This window comes from Streptomyces calidiresistens (assembly GCF_014141525.1).
Classification (GTDB): Bacteria; Actinomycetota; Actinomycetes; order Streptomycetales; family Streptomycetaceae; genus Streptomyces; species Streptomyces calidiresistens.
The window spans coordinates 1-1,482 of sequence record NZ_VKHS01001074.1 but is presented as its reverse complement, the minus strand read 5'-3'; the positions used below and the strand labels follow the sequence as shown (position 1 = coordinate 1,482).

Annotated in this window: 2 protein-coding genes; one reads left to right on the top strand and one right to left on the bottom strand. The window is 74.2% G+C overall.

The annotated features are described in order from the left end of the window. The first annotated feature begins 20 nt into the window (after positions 1–20). On the top strand, positions 21–464 hold the full coding sequence (locus FOE67_RS25515; protein WP_182667179.1) for an organic hydroperoxide resistance protein: 444 nt from the start codon (positions 21–23) through the stop codon (positions 462–464). 91 nt (positions 465–555) lie between these two features. Here the strand turns inward: FOE67_RS25515 and FOE67_RS25510 are convergent, their stop codons facing one another. Beyond that, positions 556–1,251, bottom strand: coding sequence for a TetR/AcrR family transcriptional regulator (locus FOE67_RS25510; protein WP_182667178.1), 696 nt, complete (start codon positions 1,249–1,251; stop codon positions 556–558). Positions 1,252–1,482 lie beyond the last annotated feature (231 nt).

Genomic DNA, 1,482 nt, shown 5'->3' with positions numbered 1-1,482 from the left:
GCCCCCAGCGAGGAGACCCCGTGTCCGGACCCACCCCCGTCACACCCCTGTACACCGCGACCGCGACCGCCGGCGGCGGTCGCGACGGCCGTGCCCGCACCGCGAGCGGCTCCCTGGACCTGGAACTGCGCACCCCCGCCGCGCTCGGCGGACCGGGCGGTGGCACCAACCCCGAGGAACTGTTCGCCGCCGGTTACGCCGCCTGCTTCTCCAGCGCGCTGGGTCTGGTGGCCCGCCGTGCCCGCACGGACGTCTCCGGTACGGAGGTCACCGCCGACGTCTCGTTGGGGAAGGTCCCCGACTCCGAGGGCTTCGGGCTGTCGGTGCGGCTGACCGTCCGGATGCCGGACGTGCCCGGGGCCACCGCCCGGGCCCTGGTCGAGACGGCCCACGGGGTGTGCCCCTACTCCAACGCGATCGACGGCAACGTCGCGGTGGAGCTGCGGGTGGAGGCGGACGACTGACTCTCCGCCGGGCGCCGGCCCGGCCCCCGGTCGCGACACCCCGGGTGTCCCGACCGGGGGCCTTTCCGCATCCCGGGGCCCCGGGGCCGGCTCAGTCCCCGCCGGGGTCCCGGGAGGTGCCGTGCAGCAGGTCGAGGAAGTCCCGGAAGGCCCGGCCCATGTCCACACCCGCCCCGCCGTCCGCCCCGGTCCCGCCGGCCTCGTGCAGCCACTGGAACTGCAGGCCGTCCATCACGGCGATCAACAGGGGCGCCGCCCGCTCCGGCGTCAGGCCGTTCGGCAGGCGGTCGCCGAACTCCTGCCGCAACGTCGCCTCCGCGCCGGCCCGCGCCCAGCGGTACCGGTCGCGGAAGTACTCCCCGGCGGGGTGGTTCTCGGTGACGCTCTCCCCGAGCAGTGCGGAGAAGGTCTGGACCACCCCCCGGCGCATGGCGTTGTACTCCACCAGCGTCTCCAGGTTGGCCAGCGGCCAGGGGGCGTCGCCGAAGCCCTCCCGGGAGACCGCGCCGCCGGTGTCCCACTCGTCCCGGGTCCGCAGCACCTCGATCAGCAGGGACTCCTTGGTCGGGAAGTAGTGCAGCAGGCCCTGCTGGGTGATGCCGACGCGCTCGGCGACGGTGCCCAGGGTCGCCCCCCGGTAGCCCCGTTCGGCGATCACCTCCAGCGCCGCGCCCAGGATCTCGCCGCGGCGCTCCTCGCCGCGCGCGCGGTGGCGGGACCGCTGCTCGCGTCCCGGCCCGCCGGGCTCCGCCGCGTCGTTCCGCGTCCTGTCGCCCGTCCCCGTCATCCGTCGTCCCTTCCCGGGATCCGTTTCCGCCGGCGCCCCGGGTCCGCTCGCCCGGGGTCATCCGGCGACAGTACGACATCCATCGGTAACATATTGATAACTTAACCTACCGATCAACAGGTAGGCAATGCAGGATGACGCCACCCGTTCGGACCTCGAAGAGGAGGTGGCCGTGACCCTGGAATCCGCTCCCGTCCGGCAAGCCCCCGTCCCCCTGGTGACCCCTGTCTC